Source organism: Niveispirillum sp. SYP-B3756 (assembly GCF_009495745.1).
Lineage (GTDB): Bacteria > Pseudomonadota > Alphaproteobacteria > Azospirillales > Azospirillaceae > Niveispirillum.
The window spans coordinates 45,250-64,041 of the sequence record NZ_WIDQ01000002.1; the positions used below are offsets into that span (position 1 = coordinate 45,250).

General features: G+C 61.7%; 15 protein-coding genes. 9 read left to right on the forward strand and 6 right to left on the reverse strand.

The annotated features are described in order from the left end of the window. Positions 1-50: 50 nt before the first annotated feature. From rfbC to rfbD, 4 genes are read left to right on the forward strand one after another with little or no spacing between them, the layout of a single operon-like run. The gene (gene rfbC / locus GE253_RS04240; protein WP_153202904.1) at positions 51-611 is read left to right on the forward strand and encodes a dTDP-4-dehydrorhamnose 3,5-epimerase; all 561 of its coding nucleotides are present in this window, start codon (positions 51-53) and stop codon (positions 609-611) included. A gap of 3 nt (positions 612-614) precedes the next feature. Then, positions 615-1,676: a dTDP-glucose 4,6-dehydratase gene (gene rfbB / locus GE253_RS04245; RefSeq protein ID WP_153202905.1), complete on the forward strand. Its 1,062-nt coding sequence runs from the start codon at positions 615-617 to the stop codon at positions 1,674-1,676. Between the two features lie 5 nt (positions 1,677-1,681). After that, positions 1,682-2,566: a glucose-1-phosphate thymidylyltransferase RfbA gene (rfbA, locus tag GE253_RS04250; protein ID WP_153202906.1), complete on the forward strand. Its 885-nt coding sequence runs from the start codon at positions 1,682-1,684 to the stop codon at positions 2,564-2,566. Position 2,567: 1 nt separating this feature from the next. Further along, positions 2,568-3,452, forward strand: coding sequence for a dTDP-4-dehydrorhamnose reductase (rfbD, locus tag GE253_RS04255; protein ID WP_153202907.1), 885 nt, complete (start codon positions 2,568-2,570; stop codon positions 3,450-3,452). A gap of 89 nt (positions 3,453-3,541) precedes the next feature. Here the strand turns inward: rfbD and GE253_RS04260 are convergent, their stop codons facing one another. From GE253_RS04260 to GE253_RS04280, 5 genes are all read right to left on the reverse strand, one after another. Continuing rightward, positions 3,542-4,903 (reverse strand): hypothetical protein, encoded by a 1,362-nt coding sequence (locus tag GE253_RS04260; RefSeq protein WP_153202908.1) that lies wholly within the window; start codon positions 4,901-4,903, stop codon positions 3,542-3,544. Then, positions 4,900-5,799 (reverse strand): hypothetical protein, encoded by a 900-nt coding sequence (locus GE253_RS04265; protein WP_153202909.1) that lies wholly within the window; start codon positions 5,797-5,799, stop codon positions 4,900-4,902. The genes GE253_RS04260 and GE253_RS04265 overlap by 4 nt, the downstream gene beginning before the upstream one ends. Next, positions 5,799-6,728: a hypothetical protein gene (locus tag GE253_RS04270; protein WP_153202910.1), complete on the reverse strand. Its 930-nt coding sequence runs from the start codon at positions 6,726-6,728 to the stop codon at positions 5,799-5,801. Before GE253_RS04270 ends, GE253_RS04265 begins: the two co-directional genes overlap by 1 nt. 91 nt (positions 6,729-6,819) lie before the next feature. Beyond that, positions 6,820-9,348, reverse strand: a complete 2,529-nt coding sequence (locus GE253_RS04275) for a YjbH domain-containing protein (RefSeq protein ID WP_153202911.1) — start codon at positions 9,346-9,348, stop codon at positions 6,820-6,822. Positions 9,349-9,373: 25 nt separating this feature from the next. Then, entirely contained in the window at positions 9,374-12,328 is a 2,955-nt protein-coding gene (locus GE253_RS04280; protein WP_173012486.1) for an SLBB domain-containing protein, read from the reverse strand. Here GE253_RS04280 and GE253_RS04285 point away from each other — a divergent pair. Then, positions 12,312-13,064: a YjbF family lipoprotein gene (locus tag GE253_RS04285; protein ID WP_173012487.1), complete on the forward strand. Its 753-nt coding sequence runs from the start codon at positions 12,312-12,314 to the stop codon at positions 13,062-13,064. The genes GE253_RS04280 and GE253_RS04285 overlap by 17 nt on opposite strands. A 141-nt stretch (positions 13,065-13,205) precedes the next feature. On the opposite strand, the gene GE253_RS04290 is transcribed toward GE253_RS04285, so the two are convergent. Continuing rightward, positions 13,206-13,523, reverse strand: a complete 318-nt coding sequence (locus tag GE253_RS04290) for a hypothetical protein (RefSeq protein ID WP_211101339.1) — start codon at positions 13,521-13,523, stop codon at positions 13,206-13,208. A 281-nt stretch (positions 13,524-13,804) separates the two neighbouring features. Here GE253_RS04290 and GE253_RS04295 point away from each other — a divergent pair, with 281 nt between their 5' ends. From GE253_RS04295 to GE253_RS04310, 4 genes are all read left to right on the forward strand, one after another. Further along, a complete protein-coding gene (locus tag GE253_RS04295; RefSeq protein WP_153202914.1) occupies positions 13,805-14,299 on the forward strand; it encodes a hypothetical protein in 495 nt (164 codons plus the stop codon). Between the two features lie 96 nt (positions 14,300-14,395). Then, positions 14,396-14,587, forward strand: a complete 192-nt coding sequence (locus GE253_RS04300) for a hypothetical protein (protein WP_153202915.1) — start codon at positions 14,396-14,398, stop codon at positions 14,585-14,587. 148 nt (positions 14,588-14,735) lie between these two features. Then, a complete protein-coding gene (locus GE253_RS04305) occupies positions 14,736-18,296 on the forward strand; it encodes a response regulator (RefSeq protein WP_153202916.1) in 3,561 nt (1,186 codons plus the stop codon). Further along, positions 18,293-18,685, forward strand: coding sequence for a response regulator (locus GE253_RS04310; protein WP_153202917.1), 393 nt, complete (start codon positions 18,293-18,295; stop codon positions 18,683-18,685). The genes GE253_RS04305 and GE253_RS04310 overlap by 4 nt, the downstream gene beginning before the upstream one ends. Positions 18,686-18,792 lie beyond the last annotated feature (107 nt).

Genomic DNA, 18,792 nt, shown 5'->3' on the forward strand with positions numbered 1-18,792 from the left:
TCATACATTTGGGGCCGGCGCCCATGCCTGCCCTCATAATGGAATCAAACATGGACGTCAGAGAATTCGCGATCGCCGGGCCAAAGCTGCTGGTGCCTGCCCGCCATGGCGATCATCGCGGTTATTTCAGCGAGACTTTCAATCGCCGTCGCTTTGCCGAAGCCACCGGCGTCGATCCCGACTTCGTGCAGGATAATCATTCCCTTTCGGGCGATGTCGGTACATTGCGGGGCCTGCATTTTCAGCGTCATCCAACCGCCCAAGGTAAGTTGGTTCGCGTTGTACGCGGTGCCGTCCTGGATGTGATCGTCGATATCCGCACCGGTTCCCCCACATTCGGTCAACATATCAAGGTTGAACTGTCAGCGGAGAACGGCGCTCAACTCTGGGTGCCGGTCGGCTTCGCCCATGGTTTTTGCACCCTGCTGCCGGATACTGAATTTCTTTACAAGGTCACCAACTACTACAGCCCGGCGGATGATGGCGGTATCCTGTGGAATGACCCCGATCTGGGCATTGACTGGCCGTTCGGCCCAGAGGCGGTCAAACTGTCGCCCAAGGATACCAAGCTGCCGCTGCTCAAAGACCTTCCAGCCCTTTTCCACTGGTGAGACATGACGATCCGTAACCCCAAACTGGTGCTGGTCACCGGCGGCGCCGGCTTTATTGGTTCGGCCCTGGTACGCCACCTGATCCTGGATCGCGGTATCACGGTGGTGAATGTCGATTGTCTCACCTATGCCGCCAATCCGGATAACCTGAAGCCGGTGGCCAACAGCCCGCTCTACCGGTTTGAGAAGGTGGATATCCGCGATCGGGCGGAAATCGACCGGGTGCTGGCGGCCCATAAGCCGGATACCATCATCCATCTGGCCGCCGAGTCCCATGTCGATCGTTCGATCGACGGGCCGGATGCCTTCATTCAGACCAACATCGTTGGTACCTCGGTATTGCTGGCCGCCGCCCGCGCCTATTGGTCGGCCCTGGATGTGGACGCTGCCCGCCATTTCCGCTTCCACCATGTCTCCACCGACGAGGTATTCGGCAGTCTGGGGGCGGAAGGCTTTTTCACCGAAGAAACCGGCTACGCCCCACGTTCCCCCTATTCAGCCTCAAAGGCGGCGTCCGATCACCTAGTTGATGCGTGGCATCATACCTACGGGTTGCCGGTGGTGCTGACCAATTGTTCCAATAATTATGGCCCCTATCACTTCCCTGAGAAGCTGATTCCGCTGATCATCCTCAACGCGTTGGAATGGAAGAACCTGCCGGTTTATGGCGATGGGCAGAATGTGCGCGACTGGCTTCATGTGGAAGACCATGCCCGCGCGCTGGCTGAGGTTATGATCAAAGCAGAAAATGGCGGCCGCTATAATATCGGCGGCAATAATGAGAAGACCAACCTGGAGGTCGTGGAGCGAATCTGCGATCTGGTGGACAAGTACCGGCCGGAACCCGGTCGGTCGAGACGCGAACTGATCAGCTTTGTTACCGATCGGCCAGGCCACGACCACCGTTATGCCATCGATGCCACGAAGATCCGGCGTGACCTTGGCTGGTCACCGCAGGAAACTTTCGACAGCGGCATCGAAAAGACCGTTCAATGGTATCTGGAAAATGAATGGTGGTGGGGCCGGCTGCGGGCCGTTGCCGGCCAACGTTTGGGAAAGGTGTAAGGGCCATGAAGAAGCGTAAGGGCATTATTCTGGCTGGCGGTTCCGGCACCCGGCTTTATCCCATTACCCGCGGCGTCTCCAAGCAGTTGCTTCCGGTCTATGACAAGCCGATGATCTATTATCCGTTGTCTGTGCTGTTGATGGCCGGCATCACGGATATTCTGATCATCGCCACCCCCAAAGACATGCCGCAGTTCCAGGAATTGCTGGGTGATGGCAGCCAGTGGGGTGTCTCCTTCATTTATGCCGTGCAGCCCAGCCCGGACGGGCTGGCCCAGGCCTTCATCATTGGGCGCGGGTTTGTCGGCAACGATGACAGCGCCCTGATCCTGGGCGATAATATTTTCTATGGCCATGGCATGGACAGGCTGTTGGCCAATGCCGATCAGCGGCAGGACGGGGCCAGCGTTTTCGCCTATCATGTGAATGATCCGGAACGGTATGGCGTGGTCAGCTTCGACGCCGATGGTCGGGCGCTGACGATTGAAGAAAAACCCAAACAGCCCAAGTCCAACTATGCCGTCACGGGCCTGTATTTCTACGATAACGACGTTCTGGACATTGCCGCGAACATCAAACCCAGCCCCCGCGGGGAGCTGGAAATTACCGATGTCAATAATGTCTATCTCCAGCAGGGCCGCCTGAATGTGGAACGGATGGGCCGGGGCTATGCCTGGCTGGATACCGGCACCCATGACAGTCTGGTGGATGCCACCCATTTCGTGCAGACGGTGGAACGCCGTCAGGGCCTGAAGGTCGCCTGCCCGGAAGAGATCGCCTATCGGAAGCGCCTGATTGACGATGCCCAACTGGAGGCGCTGGCCCAGCCGCTGATGAAGAATGACTACGGCCATTATCTGCTGAAGGTTCTGAACGAAGGGCGCGAATGAGATGACGGTTCTGGTCTTCGGCCGGAATGGCCAGCTTGCCAACGCCCTCATTCGCCATCCCTGGTCGCCCAACGCGGATGGCAGCCCCCGCAAGGTGGTGGCCTTGGGCTCGGCAGAGGCGGATATCCGTGACGCGGTGGCGGTGACGAACGCCATTACCACCCACCAGCCGACGCTGGTGGTCAATGCCGCCGCCTATACGGCGGTGGATAAGGCAGAAAGCGAGCCGGAAGCCGCCTATGCGGTGAATGAGACTGGATCAGGCGCCATTGCCCACGCCGCTGCGGCGGCCGGCATCCCGTTGATCCATGTCTCGACCGACTATGTGTTTGACGGCACCGGCACCAGCCCCTACCGCGAGGATCAGCCGACGGCCCCACTCGGCGTCTATGGTGCGTCGAAGCTGGCTGGCGAGAAAGCCGTGGCCGCCGCCGGTGGCCGCACGGTCAGCCTGCGCACCTCCTGGGTGTTCAGTGCCGACGGAAACAATTTTGTGAAGACAATGCTGCGGTTGGGCGCTGATCGTCCTGCCCTGCGGGTGGTGGCCGATCAGGTTGGCCGCCCCACAGCCGCCGCCGATATTGCCGCGGCCATCGCCTTCCTGGAACCATTCGTGGCAGATGGGCGCGCGTCTGGTGTCCTGCATTTCGCCGGGGCTGAAGCGATCAGTTGGCACGGCTTCGCCGAGGCCATTTTTGACGAGGCCGCGGCCTTGGGCCGCCCCCGCCCCAGCGTGGCCCCGATCACCACCGCCGACTATCCCACCCCGGCCAAGCGGCCGGCTTATTCGGTGTTGGCCTGCGACCGGTTCCTGGCCCTGCCAGGGGCCAGCCTGCCGGACTGGCGGGTGGCCCTGCGGCAAGTGGTGACCGATCTTGTAGGGTGAGGGTCTTGCAGCGCCCGGCGTGCGAGGGAGCATAAAATCTCCCTGGATCGGTCACGATCAAGGGAGATTTGTATAAAAGGCCGCCAGCATCACGGGCTGGCGGCTTTTTGTATGCTCCGGGTACCGCCCAGCAATATGCGTCGGGGTAATAGAAGTAACGAGCAGAACAACCAGAATATCGCCGCCTGGGTTGGCTGGTAAACCAGACCGTTGGCAAACGGCAGATTGACGAAATAACAGATATAAACAACTAGTAAGGCAATAAAGAGACGACGCGGCTCTTCTAAGTGCTGGCGCCAGCTTTCATTGATCAAAGATAGCAGCCGCCATGCCACAAGCCCCAAAATTGCTAGAAAATTGAGCAGGAAGAAAACACCACCCAAGGCCCAGAATTCGATGAACTGATTATGGGCCATGGTAGATAATTCATCCTCCTGCGGTACCAGGGCGGTAGAGGACATGCCAAAGCCAGCCCCTGTAAGCAACCCGAACGGCCCGTTCGTCTTATCCAGATTGCTGAACATGATGGTTGGGTGAAAAAGCAATCGCTCCTGAAACGACTTGCCGATGGCAACATCATCGGTGCGTGTCTCGGCGGAGGCAACGCCAAAGCTGGCCAGGCTGACCAGGATACGCCCCTGCACAGCCGGCACTGACAGGGCGATACCGATCACGGCAGCTACCATGACAAAAAAGCCGATCACAGCGCCCACCGGCACGCGACGCACAATGCGAAAGCGCGGCAGCACCGACAGGGCGGTGATCAGTACAACCGGGATGGCGACGTTGAAAATCGCCGCCTTGGACAGGCTGGCGATGGCAGAGACAGCAATGGCCAGACAGATCAGCAGCTTCCACAATCCACGCCGCATCACCAACAGAATGATGGCGAAATAGAAGCCGGCGGAAATACCAATGGCGGTCACATTTCCCAGAATGCTGGCATAGCGATCAAAGCCCCCACGCTTGTAATCAGATCCCAGCCATTCCAGCTTGCCGAACGCCATCTGCCAGGGCACCGACAGGTTGCCCACGGCCACAACGATGGCGATCCCCACCAAGGCCAGACGCAGGGTCGAGAAGTCCCGCACATAGAGCATCAGGGCCAATAGCAGCGGGATCGCAAACAGGAACCGCCCCATGCCCATCACGGCCCCTACCATGGAAATGTTGCTGGCCGAATTCACCAGGGCGATGAAGACAAAGGTCAGATAGCCCAGCAGCAAAGCCAGACCGGCCAGATTCTCCCGCTCCAGACGCATGGGACGGCGAAACAGGTCCAACAGCAGGATCGCCATGGCCGGCGCCAACAGGGCCAGATAGAGGGCGGACGAGAGCTTGCTGACGGCATTCAGGGCGACGGCGGCGAAGATGAAGACGATCTTCGCCGCGTCCCAGTTGACGGGCCGTGGCGGGGACATCCGCACGGCACCCAAGGCCAGTTCACTCATACGCCCCTCCCCAGCGACGGCACGGACCGGTCACGGCCGAACAAACCGCAACTGAAGGCCCGCAACCGCCTGAAACCCGTGCCGCGCGACCGTGTGCCGGCCAGCATCACCAAGCTTTTCAAGACGAACAGCAGCGCGCGCAGCAGAAAATAGCCAAAACCCGCCAATCCACCGACAGGATGCATCAGATACTGGCCGACAAGATAGCCCTGGCCAAAACTATATCGCGCCACCTTTTCCGCCAGATCATCGCGCGGCAGCCGGGCCACCGGCAGCCCGCTCAGGAAAGGCAGAGATCGCAGACCCTGGCCCCTGACAATGGCATATAATAAGCGGGAATCCTCCCCCGCCTGGTGATGCGATGGGGTGCCGGGACCGATATCAGCCAAAAACCGCAGATCGCCAATCGCATCCAGCCGGATCAGGCTGGACCAGATGAACCCGCGATAAACAAGGAAAGCGGCAGAGACACGCGACGGCGCAGCCCCGCCCTCTGGGCTTTCGGCGGCAAAGACGACCGGCGCCGAAACCAGCGGGGCGTCGTCCAGCAGCACCAGGGCTGCCCGCAAAAAGGCGGCGGAGGGTCGCACCGCGACATCGACAAACATCACCGCATCCACACGCCCCCGCAGATGGTCCAACGCGCTATTCCGGGCACGGGAAACACCGGCCTGGGCTTGTGGCAGCCATTCCACGCCCGGTTCCACCACCGGGGCCAATACAGCGCCACCAGACGGTTGCGGCACCACCACCACGACCAGATCTGCCTCCCCGGTTAACGCGGCTCTGATCCGCGCGATATTGGCCAGACAGTCGCACAGCAGGGCTGCTTCACTGGCCAGAACAGGGACGATCAGACCAACGCGGCGCAGGACCGGCTCTGACCGAGCGGCCATCAGGCCGCACCCATGTTCCGGCGCAGGATGCGGATGAAGCCCAGCACCGCCAGCAGCAGCACGCTGCCCACGACAGCCAGAATGAAGCTGATGATAATAGCGAACAGCGGCCGGGGCGTGACCGGTTGCGGGTTGACACTCAACGGATCGAGAACCCGGAAGGCAAAGAACTCCGCACTTTCCGCTTCGACGATCTTGTTCTCATTCTCCGATATCCAGCGCAGCATATAATCCCGCACGCTGCTATTTTGCTCCACATTGAAGCGCGCACGCAGCGCCTCATTTTCCTGGCCGATCTGGGCCAGTTTCTGGGTGCGCAGGATCGTGTCCAGTTCACGCACAACCCGGCCAAGGAAGAGCTTTGCGAAGGCCGGATCGGTATGCTGATAGGAAAGACGGGAGGCACGGCTGTCGGTCACCTTGGCCACCTTGACAGCGCCCTTGACATAGTCGCGCATTTCAAACGCCGTCGGGGACGTCCAGGGTTCCAGCCCAAACAGGCTGCGCAGGCCACGGCCCACCATCGAACGCATCCCCCCCGCCGGCTTCCACTGCTTTTTCTCCGCATCCCAGCGGTCAGCAAAGACCCGCGCCGCGATGGCTGGATCGGCCAGCAGTTTCTCACCCAGTTGCACAGAACCTAAAGAGGTGAGGAAATTGCCGAAATCCGGGCTGTTGCCACTGTCCCCCATCAAGGCCTGGGCCAACCCGCCGGCGACACTCTGGCTTTGCTGCCGCGTGTCAGGTGGCAACACATCCATACCGGCCTCATACTGCTTGGCAGACGTGAGGAACAGGAAGAATGCAACGATGAAGATCGTCACGAACGCCGCAAGCAGCAACCGCACATGTCCGGCATAGAACCGGATAATGTCGAAGATGGTGAATTCCATCCCCGCTTTTTCCTGGAAATCCGCTTCCTGAACCATCTTATGCTCCCCGGCCCCTCAGCCACGGCCGCCCGGGGGGCGGCCGTCATCTCACAAAATCAGGCACCTGCCCGAACCCCAGGTCGATGCCTTAATCCAACAAGGTGTTCCAGTCCCGCCGCAACCGCGACCCGTCGGCCGCATCCACCTGCCCGATCAGGGCCCGGCGATTGGCCAGCATCTGACCACCATCGCGGGTCAGCGGACGCCACAGCCAACCCAGCGACCCGCGACTGGACTTGACATAGACATTGTCGAGCGGAATGACGAAATAAATGCCCTTATCGAAGCGACCCTCACCGAACTGCTCTGCCGATACGTCCGTGAAGGTGGCAAAAACCCCCACGGTTATGCCGCTGTCAAAGGTACGCGACATTTCAAAGGTGGCCCCCTTGTCACCGGCCAAGTAACGGCCGACGCGGACACGGGTGTCAACGCCCAACGGTTCGTAATGATAGTAACCGGTCAGGTGACCGGTCACGACGTCATAGTTGCGGAAGCCGAACCACTGCTGGAAATCACGCTGTTTTGCCCAAGCAACATCCAGACCGATGGCCCAGTCCTGACCAAAGGGCTTGTAGAGCACTTCGCCACCGGCACCGCCGAACATCTCCTCCAGATAGCCGCCATAGAGCCGGCCATAGGTGTCCTTTGCCAGCTTGAACGAATAGTCGGCCTGCAGGTGCGTCATCGACGTCGTCCCCTGCTGCAGGTAGTTCTTGATATCCGAACGCACATGGGGAAGCTTGCTGTCCGACGGAATTCGCATCCGGTCGAAGTTATTATAGATGTCAAAGCCGATACCGCCGGCGATATTGACACCGGGTGCCACGGACACAGAGCCGGAAACGCGCATCAGCGCCTGCCAGAGGATGAAGGCCTCTGGTCGGCCCAGGGTCTGGCGCAGTGCCGGGCGCAGCGACCAACCGAACCCCGGATAAGGGTCTGGTTGCGGCGCATTGGCATCCGACAGCTTCATTTCCGGCCGTTCCATGCGGGTGCGCATCCACACCTCTTCCATGGAGCCGCCCGTGGCGGACAAGGAACGCTCCAGATCCGCCCGGTACATGGTGGCGGAGAGCATCTCCATACCATTTTCCATGAAGACCAGTTGGATCTCCCCATATTCCGGGGGCAGCACGGCGGCAGCACTGCGCACCGCGCGGCCAATGGCGCGCGGCACCTGCCGGTAGCGACCATTGGAAATGAACAGTGTGGCCCGACCGGGTTTGTAATCCGCACCGAACAAGAAGAAGCCCTGCTTGCCCAGCACCTCCTGCAACTGCTTGCGGATCGGTTCCGGCGGCGGCTCCCCCTTCAGTTCCATCTTCCTTGATGGCGTGACCGGTGACGGCTGGGGCAACTTCATCTCGTCGCGCAACAGCTTGGTGTCGAAATCCATCACCAGCCAGGGGAGGCTGTTCTCAACCTGCAGAATGCGGATCTTGCCCTGGAAATCTGTTGCCAGCTCGATAACCCGGTGCGCCAGGGCATAGGCAACCGTGACCCCGTCACGATTGGGTGATCCGGTTACGGTGACATGGATTTCCTTGCCCATACGGGCAAAGGCCTCCAGATGCAACCCGTCCAGGGCAGCCTGCCGCCCCAGGCCGGTCCGCATCTCCTCCATCCCCGCCGGAACGACCGGCGTGGAAGCGACCGGTGCCACGGCCGGCCCCGCAGCCGACTGGCCAGCCGGCGTGGTGGGAATCAGCGGCGGGAGGGGGGCGTCCAGCTTGGGCGGCCCCTTGGCCTTGTGGAAGTTGGTGGTGGTGACAAACCGCAGCATCGCGCGGTTACCCCGCTCCAGCGCCACGCCCAACTGCAACCAATCCCATGGCTTGTAATCGATTCCGATATTAATCGGCAGGCTCTGTTTCAGCGGATTGTTGAGCGGTTCCGATTTATAGTCGTTGGGATCATATTCCAGCTTCAGATTGAGCCCTTCGATAAAGGGCGGGCGCCAGTTGATACCGCCAAACAGCGAAACCCGCCGGCCCTGGAAGAAATCAGTCGAAATGGCGCCGCCACCGCTGGCAAAGGTGGAATTGCGGGTGTCGAACCGCTTGGAAATCAGCGAGAACGGGTTCCGCAGCGTGCCCTGGGTACCCATATTGCCCCAGCCCATGCCCAGCGAGAGGTCGAAATCCCCAAAGCTTTGATCTGCCACGATATATTCAGAACCGAACAGGCCGGTTCCGGCAATATCGCGCAGCCCCACCGACAAATTGGGCCAGTCACCATTCCCCTTCACCAGGCGGACCTTCACATCGATACCGCGATCCTTGTAACTCTGGTCGCCGGAGAAATCCTGCGGCCCGTAAAAACGGTTGGCGACGCTGGTATAGCGCAGGGTCGCTTCCATCCAGGGCAAGCCTTGGACCGTGATGAAATAGCGCGAATAGGGCCAGACATAGGAGAAGCCGGCATAGGCCTGTCCATCCTCTGCCATGCGCGCCATCGGGGTCTGGATCAAACCGACCCCGCCATAATCATTCACCGTGTCCGGCTGCCGCCAGGGCAGGAACGGGTTTTCCAGTTCCTGCCCCAGGGCGACCCCGCCATTGGAAAGGGCCAGCAGGGCGACGATGGCCGTTGCCATCCGGCGAAGGCGCGACATGATCACCAGAATATCCACCCGTCGGTCAGTTTCTGGAGATCACGGCCAGCGAGGCCGCCGACAGGGCCAGGCTGCTGATCAACGACATCACCGTTCGGGTGGTGGTCAGGAAGTTGAACGGCTCAGGATCGCGTGGCACCACGATGGTGGAGCCCGGCGGGATGGGAGTATTGCCGCTGCTGAAGCGGCCAACGCCCAGCGGTTCGGATTCCCCGTTGGGATAAATGACGAAGGCATTTGAAATCTCTGCCGCCGCCGTGGCCCCGCCCGCCTTATTAATGTAGTCGCGCGCGCTGGCGCCACTGGTGAACATAACGGAACTCGGGTTCAGCACTTCGCCCGTCACCGTCACGTGCGATGGCCGTTTGGGAATCAGCAGCTTGTCACCCGGCTCCAGTACAAAATCCAGCTCAGGTCTGGACGCCAGCACGGTGGGGTCGGCCTCGATCACCACGCGACCGACAGCCTCGGTGCTCTTCAGGCTATAGATCAGACCCTGCAGGAAAGGCAGCGCGTTTTGTGCCGCCTGGGCATTATCCGTATTGCTGGAAAGTGCCGCCGGCAGGGACAATTCCAGTTCACGCGCGGCCCGGCGATAGCCCTCCTCCTCGGCGATACGGACCTGATCGCGCTGGAAAACGGCACCGTAGGGATAGGCTTCCGGTGTCAGACCATCGACACGGCGCAGCAGCTCGGAAAGCCGCTCGCCGCGGCGGATATCGTACCGACCGGGGCGCAAGACTTCGCCCGCCACCTCCACCATACCGGCTTCGCGCTGTTGTACACGGCCGCTGATCCGGATGACATCGCCGGGATTGACGACCATCTGGTTCAATTCCGCCACGGTCAGGCCGGTGCGACGCCCACCGCCGCTGCTGGTCATTTCAATGGCCTTGGTATCTGCATCCAGGGTAAGCCCGCCCACCGCTGTCAGCAGCGTCTGCGAACTGGTGCCAGGCACGACCGGATAGACACCGGGGAACCGTACCTCCCCCTCCAGGGCCGTCGCATATTCCAACAGGAAAGGCAGCAGATCGGGATGCCGGTCATAAAGCTTGGGACAGGCGCGGATATCCACCAGCCCGACGGGAATGGCGTTCCTGCCCCCGGCGGCGTTGCCCTTCCCCGTGGTGCTATCGCTCACCCCCGATGCACCAACGCGACGGGCGACGCTGAAGCGCTGCTGCAGTCCCTCGGAGACGATGGCCGCCAGGGATTGCAGTCCTGCACAGGTGACATCGCTCTCAACAAGCCGCACCGTATCCCGATCACCATCTTTGAAGGCCCCGATCAAGCGGCCGCGATCCAGCTCGCCATTGTCATCCGCATTGGCGTCGGTCTCGCCTTGGCGATAGCGGTCAGAACGGTCGACCGGATCATCCTCACGCGGCGGGGCCAGCATATCGTCACGACGTTTGGCACCTTGCAGATTGGACCGGTTACCCCGCTCAGGCTGGTTTGCGCCAACACCCGCCAGATTCTGCCGTTCCTGCGCCATCTTCGTATCGACCGAGAGACGGAGGCTGGGGGGCGGTTCCTTACGCAAAATGGCCTGCACATCGGCTGAACCAAGATAGCGGATATCATCACGGGTCAGGATGATCACCCGGTCACGCTCCCGCAGCGTGACGTTCATCCCCCCCTCCAGCACGCGCTGCAAATCCACCGGCACATAGCGCCGCTGACGCGTTACCGGATCCTCGGTATCGATCACCGCCATCGGCAGATAGGGATTGGAACGCAGCACATAGGGGTCGCGCAACAGATCGCGCAGGGTCTTTGCCTGCATCAGGCCACGATCACCAGGCTGCTCCGCCCCACCCTCCAAGGCAATCGCCTCCCGGGGCAGTTGCACGGAAATGATGTCGCCCGGCAAGATCACAGTGGTGCCGGCCGCACTCCGGATCACCTGATTGCGACCGGCCCCATCAAGACGCAGAATGTCCAGCCGGTTACCCCGGGCGCGCTGCGCACCACCCGCCAGTTCCAGCACCGCATTCAGCGCCGGCTTGCCGCCGCCCGGGCGCATTTCGTAGATACCTGGGCGCACAACGTCACCGGTCACGGCGATCGTTTCGCCAATCGCGGGAACAATGATCTGATCGCCATCGCGCAGGCGCAGATCATTGACGGAACGGCGCCCCAGCAGCACGTCGTAAAGATCAACAGACAAAGTCTCGCCGCCGCGCATGATCGTCAGATTACGCAGGCTGCCCGTCTTGTCGATGCCATCGGCCATGACCAGCGCATCGATCAGGCTGGAGAAGCTGGTAACGGTAAAGCGGCCGGGCGACCGCACCTCACCCGTGACCAGAACTCCGATGGACCGAACCGACCCAACAGAAACATAGATACTGGTTTGCAGGAAGGTCGCCTGGGCCTGCGCCGCCAGATCGTCACGGAACTCACCAAAATGGCGCCCGGCCGCCGCGACGGGCGGCATGTTGGGCAATACAACGCGGCCCTCCCGATCAACGCGCACCTGGCTGGTACTGTTGACCTGGCCGCGTAGCGTAATGACCAGTTCATCCCCGATTCCCAGGACATAATCGTCCGGCACCGAGCCGGAGAGCAGACCCGTGGTCGGCGTGGTGACATTGCCCAGGCGCAGGTCATAGCCGAACTGCTTCAGTTCCCGACCGGCCCGCTTGCTGTACTGTGATTCCAGCGCGGTTGGCCGCGCCTGTTCCAATGTTCCGTACCCGGCTTCCGCCGCCCGGCTGTCAAAACGGTCGGTACCGACATTGCTACGATCACCGGGGCTGACCTGCTGGCGGGCCCGGTCCAGCGCGCTGGGCACCTGCCCCCCCTGCTGGCCCTGTCCATATTGTTGCTGCAGGTCGCGCAGGTTAACACTGCCGTTGGGCAACTCGATCATCTGTGCCGAAGCGGGCATGGCGGCACTGACAAGCAGCCCGACCCATGCTAGACCGGATCGCAGGTACCGCCCCGGGACGGCAGCCTTGAACACATCACGCATCGAGTTCTCCATGATTCATCCCAAACGCGATCCCAACGCGACCACGGTCATCCTCAGCCGGCGCCGCTGTCTGGGCCTGCTGGCAGCCAGCGCCCTGCCGGCGACCATCTTGCCGGGATGTGCCCTGGTTAGCACTGAATCTCCATATTGGGCAACAGTGGCCGCGGTGGCTGGGGTCACACATCCGGCACCGGTGACCCGCCAACAGGCGGATGACCTGCCCTATGCCTCCATCCTGGCCTGGTATGATGACGCGTCGGTGGCCTTCATGGTGCTGGGCGAAATCAGCCCGCAGCGGGAGCTGGTTTATTACAGCCAGAGCCGGCAGGTACTGGTCACCCGGGGAGCCTTCATCGTGCGCAGCGTTGGTATGGCCGGGGATCTGACGCGCACCGTATTTTCCCCCGAATGGCCGATGGCGGAAAACGGGGAACCCGCCGATCTGCGCGGATTGTCGGGCCGCACGCTGGTGCGACGCATCGATATCCAGTCGGCAGCCCTGTTCGATATCCCCCTGCGCAGCAGCTTCGTCCTGGAAGGTGCTGCCAGAATCGAAATACTGGGACGTCCGCTTGAAACAGTCCTGCTGCGTGAAGACGTGCGGATGCCAGGCGAGAAGCCTTATTCGAACCGGTACTGGCTGGATGCCAAAACGGGATTCTGCTGGAAATCCTCTCAACATATCCACGCCCGCAGCGAGGCGATCAATATTGAGATAACCAAGCCCGCCGGCTGAACTGACGGCGACAGGGGGAAAGACGGCGGCGGCTCCATAGCCGTGCGCCCATCCCTGTCAGCAAGCCGAAAATAAAAGGGCCCCGCGAGGGGGCCCTTCCGAGAACAGTCCACATCCTTCGGGTGCGAACAGCGCCCGTTCTCAGCGCGCCGTGCTGGTCGCCGTGCTGGTCGACGTGCTGGTCGGCGTGGTCGTCGGCGGAGTCGGCGTAACACCGCCATTATCCGGCGCATCATCATTACCGCCAGAAGCCGCAACAGCCACAATACCGGCAACAGCAACGGCACCGACAACAGCAACCGAGGTCAGCGAGCCAACGGCCACACCGCTGGCACCAGCACCCGCAGCGCTGCCAGCGCCAGTCGGAGCGGCGGCGGGTTTGGCGTCCTGAGCGTTGGCAACGGCAGGCATCAGCCCAAGTGCGACAGCGACCGCGGCAGCCAGAATATCCTTTTTCATTTGGACTAATTCCCCAGAGGTTGGACCGATGTGCCTTATACCACTTCTTTTTCGCGTTGCGAGAGCTCTTCTGTCCCGGGCAGGCTAAAAATACCGCATAGCGGTGGCGTGTGGCCCCGCTGCCGCAGATGAAGGCAGACGGGCATGGGGACCAGATCCCGGTTTCCTCCGCCGGGTGCCACAACAGCCTGCCGACTTTCCATCGGGGCGATAGCGTTTTTGGTTGCGCCGTCTCTGGCGATTCGGAATATGACTTAAGGAGGGGAAACGGGAAAGAGACCATGAAAGGCGACCCGACAGCCCAGGCGCGCATAGAGCATCAGTTAAGCCTGCTGCACGAAGATCTCGCGCGGCTGGAGGAACACTGCGCCGCGCTGTCTTCCCCATCGGACGTGACCACGGCGTTGCGCCAGTTCAAGGAAATGACCCCCTTGTTCGAAACTGTCGACTCCTTTGTCACCGTTGCCGGTTCCTATGCGCAACGGCTGGAGACGGATAAGCTGCTTCAAGTGGACCAGCAACTGACAAGGTTGCGAATCCTCCTCTGGCAGCTGCGGCTGAACGCGGTTGAACCGATCCTGGAGCGGCTGACCCAGGATATGCGGCAGATGCCCCTGGGCAGCCGCTTCATGATGGAGCGCTGGCAGGACAGGCTGAGCGATCTGCGCCAACAGCCCACCATACAGTTGGGCCTGCCGCCGGCCCTGCTCGCCCGTATCGAAGCACTGACACAGACCCTGATCGGCAGCGCCCCCGATCTGGCCGTCTTCGATTGAAGGCAACGAAAACACTGCATCACGCTGGTCAATCGCCTCCCCTGCTGTATTATCCTGCGCCCGAACTCGTTTGCCATGCAGGGATCAGAAAAGCGGATGAACAAGATTCTTGAGATCCTCAAACCCTATGGTCGCCCCACCCCCAAGGAAGAAGCGATACTGGATGCCGTGCTTGAACGGGTCGGGCGCAAGCTGCTGACCCCCGAAGATGCCATTGACGAGATCATTGAGCGGCTGGACTGGCCGCTGGAAAGGGCAGCGGCGGAAGTGGACGGCTATCTGGAATAATCTGCGGCGGCGCTGAATTGGCGTGAGAACCTAGACTTCTGGATAGGATCATCTCAGGAGTATGGCGACAGGCATACGAATGGTTCATCGTCGTGATCATACTGGCGGTGGCACAGGCGATCGCATGTAAACTTGACGTTGAAGGTCGATGCGGCTCCGCTATTTCATCACGGTCCTGATCCTGGCACTCGCCGTTGGCTTTCTGGCCATGGCGGGTGTGGACATCTTCCAGAGCTGGCGTGAAAAGCGGAACGCGGAAGATTTCATCCACTCCGACGCCGCCCGGGGCACGTTGTTGTACGCGTCGGCAGACTGGGCACTGGAGCGGGGCCTGGGTTATATGCTTCTTTTCAGCCAAGCCCCGGTGCCGCTGGAAAAGCGACAAGAGTTGGCTGCTATCGCCGGACGGGCGGACGGCTATTGGCGTCAGGCCTTTGCAGCCCTGAGCGCACCAGAGAAGCGGCCGCAGATCTCCTTGCACACATTGCAGGAGATGAATCAGGTAATCGCAGCGGCGAATGAGACGCGGGCCATGGTCATACAGGCTCTCAGCCAACCTCGTTCTCAGCGCCCCATCGATTTACATGAACGCTGGTTCACTGCCATGACCGGCGTCATCGACCAAAGCGGGGTATTGCGTTTCCAGGTACTTGCCTCCATCCCCATCGACGATACGCGCATCGACACCCAGTCTTGGCTGAAACAATATTCCTGGGTCGCGGCGGAATATGCCGGGCGTGAACGCGCCCTGATCGCCGGAGCGCTGGCGGGCGGGCCGACGCTGGCCGCCGTGCAGACCGCGCTGATTGATGCGAACGCCCGCCATGCCTGGGCCTGGGGCAGCATCGAAAACATGGCCCGCGCCGGGATCGGCAATGTGGACAGTCTGGTCGCGGAAGCGCGCCAGGTGATGAACACGGTGGTTGCCCCCGCCCGCCACAACGCAATGCAACGGCTGAGCAGTAGCGATTATCGCCCCGATATGGCGGAAGCGGAGAAATGGTTCGCGGCCGCGACACGCGGCATTGACAGTCTGCTGGATATCCAGCGCGCCGCCACCGTCGCTTCCGCCAACCGTGCGGCGGACCTTTCGCGTCTGGCCAGACGCGACCTGCTGGCCAGCATCCTGCTGCTGCTGTTTGGCGTGGTCCTGACGATGGCGGCCCTGCTGCTGGCCCATTACCGCCTGCTGCGCCCCCTGGCCGAACTGACCGACCTGTTCGAGAAGATCGCCCGCGGCCGCACCGATCTGACCGTGCCGGACACACGACGCCATGACGAGGTAGGGGAACTGGCGCGCGCAGCGGCTGCCTTCCGGGAGACCCATCTGGAAGGACGGCGCATGGCGGAGGAACTGCGCCGCCGCGAGCATCTGCTGGGCCTGTTCATCAGCCATGCCCCCACCGCCATCGCCATGCTGGACCGCGATATGCGCTATCTGGCGGTCAGCCGGCGCTGGCTGTCGGAATATGGCCTGGAAGGCCGCAATGTCAGCGGCCTGTCTTATTATGATCTGTTTCCGGAAACCGATGAACGCTGGCGTGCCATCCATCGCGCCTGCCTGGAGGGTGAGACCGCCGCTTCCCAGGAAGACAGGCTGGTCGGCACGGATGGCACGGTCAACTGGCTGCGCTGGGAGATTCATCCCTGGCACGACATTGATGGCCATGTCGGCGGGATCATCATTTTCACCGAATTCATCACCGAGCGCAAAGAGGCGGAAAGCGAAATCCGCCATCTGGCCACCCACCTTCAGGTGATGCTGGACAGCGCTGACGCCGCCTTCATCTCTACCGACGCCGACGGCACGATCCAGATCTTCAACCGGGGCGCAGAACGGATGCTGGGCTATGGTGCGCATGAGCTGATCGGCCGCCAGACCCCGGTTCTGTTCCATGATCCGGCGGAACTGGCCGGCGTCCTCAATGGGTTGCGGCAGGAAGGCATCCCTATCAACAGCCCCTTCGACGCGCTGGTGCATGACGCCCGCCAGGGCCGGCCCTGCCAGCGCGAATGGACGATGGTGGACCGCGATGGCCACCGGTTCCCGGCCTTGCTGTCCGTCAATGCGCTACGCACCGCTGATGGCCATATCCAGGGTTTCCTCGGCATCGCCAACAATATCTCGCAATTGCGCGAGGCTGACCGGCTGAAGGCGGAATTCATCTCTACCGTCAGCCACGAGTTGCGCACACCGCTGACGGCCATCCGCGCTTCCCTGGGCATGGTCAATAGCGGCCTGTTCGGCGACGTGCCGGAAGAGGCACAGCAGTTGACCGACATTGCCCAGCAGAGCACAGAGCGGCTGATTCGCCTGATCAATGATCTGCTGGATATCGAGAAGATCGCGTCGGGCAAGATGCGGTTTGAGATGAAGCCGCACCAGCTAAGCGCCCTGCTGCGGCAGACGATGCAGGATAACGAGGCACTGGCCGGACGCGCCGGTGTGACGTTACAGCTGGCTGATGGGGAACAGGTCGCCACCGTGCGGGGTGATGCTGACCGTCTGGTGCAGACCTTCACCAATCTGGTCAGCAACGCGGTGAAATTCTCCCCCGCCGGCAGCACCGTCCAGATCAGCGTCATCACCCTGAAACCCAATTGGGTCCGTGTCAGCATCATCGACCAGGGCTGCGGCATCCCGGAAGATTTCCGCCCCCGCATCTTCCAGCGCTTCGCCCAGGCGGACGGTTCTGACAGCCGGGCCAAAGGCGGTACCGGTCTCGGGCTGGCCATCACGCGCGAGATCGTCGAACGCCATGGCGGGGAAATCTCCTTCGAGACAAGGGTGGGCAGCGGCACGCAATTCCATGTCGACCTGCCTGTGCTGGATGATCTGCCGGTCACCGCCCTGCTGGCAGATGACGGTGGGGAGGCGGGGACTGAGAAGCCCACCGCCCATGTGCTGGTCTGTGAGGATAACCCGGATATTGCCCGCCTGCTGGGGCTGATGCTGACACAGGCGGGCTTTGACCCGGTTCTGGCCCCGGATGGGGAAGAGGCGCTGCGCCAGCTGCGGGAGCGGCGGTTCGATGCCATGACGCTGGACCTGCTGCTGCCCGACATGTCCGGACTGACGTTGTTCGACAAGATCCGTGCCCTGCCCGCCGGCCGCGATCTGCCGATCATCATTGTCTCCGCCATCGCCGATCAGGGGCGGGAAACGCTGGATGGGGAGGCGGTGGGCATCATTGACTGGCTGCCCAAGCCCATTGACCCGGACCGGCTGATCCGCGCCATCGGCCGGGCCATCGCCCGTCCCGGCAGCCAGCGACCGCTGCTGCTGCATGTGGAGGATGATCCCGACATGCGGCTGGTGGTGCAGCGTGTTCTCTCGCGGCTGGCCGAAATCGTGCCGGCCTCATCCATGGCAGAGGCCCGAAAGGCCGCGGAGGAACAGTATTTTGATCTCGCCATCATTGACATCGACATGCCCGGCGGATCAGGGCTGGACGTGATCCCGCTGCTGCGCGACCGCGCCGGCGGGCCTGTACCGGTGGTGGTGTTCACCGGCGCCGACATCGACCTGGCCGCCCTGCGCCAGGTGGCGGCCACCCTGGTCAAGTCACGCGCGCGCAGCGACGATCTGGTCGAAACCATTCAAGGGCTGATACAAAGGCTGCGTCACGCTGGACATGGGCCGGCCGACGTGATCAGCCATACCTCCTCTTTACCCGAACCGCCCCGTCATCTGGAGCCCTCATCATGACCACGGACCTCAACCGTATCCTCTATGTTGAGGATGAGGAGATGCTGCGCACAGTCACCAACCTGGCGCTGACCCGAATTGGCAAATTCACCGTGGAACTATGTGACAGCGGCACCCGGGCGGTGGCCACCGCTAAGACGTTCAAGCCTGACCTGATTTTGCTGGATGTGATGATGCCGGGCATGGATGGGCCGGCCACGCTGCGTGCCCTGCAGGCGGACCCGGAGACGGCGGCCATCCCGGTGATCTTCATCACCGCCAAGGTGCAGCCGCGCGAGGTAGAGGCTTTCCTGGCCCTGGGCGTCATTGATGTGGTGCCCAAGCCGTTCGAGCCGATGACGCTGGCACGCGACATCCGTGCCATCTGGGACCGCCACCACGGCGGTTGACCCCTGTCTGCCTATGCCTTCCGCCCATGCCAGGGGCGGTTGTGCCTAGACGGACAGTCCAATGGGCCAAGACCTTTTGCGGGCGGGACTTTTCCCGCCCGTTGCCG